This is a genomic window from Bacillus sp. L_1B0_5 (genome assembly GCF_000836715.1).
GTDB classification, from domain to species: Bacteria; Bacillota; Bacilli; order Bacillales; family Bacillaceae_G; genus Bacillus_A; species Bacillus_A thuringiensis_S.
In genome coordinates this window covers 1-314 of the sequence record NZ_JXIS01000199.1, presented here as the reverse complement: position 1 = coordinate 314, position 314 = coordinate 1, and the positions used below count along the sequence as shown (strand labels likewise).

Genomic DNA, 314 nt, shown 5'->3' with positions numbered 1-314 from the left:
CTCTCCCAGCTGAGCTAATCCTCCAAAAGTGGTGACCCGTACGGGATTCGAACCCGTGTTACCGCCGTGAAAGGGCGGTGTCTTAACCACTTGACCAACGGGCCAAAAATTTAAAAACTTTTTCCAAGCTTCCAACCGGGCTTGAACCGGTGACCTCTTCCTTACCATGGAAGTACTCTACCAGCTGAGCTATGGAAGCATAATGGCTCCGCAGGTAGGAATCGAACCTACGACCGATCGGTTAACAGCCGATAGCTCTACCGCTGAGCTACTGCGGAATAATACAAGCCTGGCAACGTCCTACTCTCACAGGG

Annotated in this window: 3 tRNA genes; all 3 read right to left on the bottom strand. The window is 51.9% G+C overall.

Going from position 1 to position 314, the window contains the following annotated elements:
- Nucleotides 1–29: 29 nt before the first annotated feature.
- Nucleotides 30–104, bottom strand: a tRNA-Glu gene (locus RT27_RS31770).
- Between the two features lie 22 nt (nucleotides 105–126).
- Nucleotides 127–199, bottom strand: a tRNA-Thr gene (locus tag RT27_RS31765).
- A 4-nt stretch (nucleotides 200–203) separates the two neighbouring features.
- A tRNA-Asn gene (locus RT27_RS31760) sits at nucleotides 204–278 on the bottom strand.
- Nucleotides 279–314: the final 36 nt, after the last annotated feature.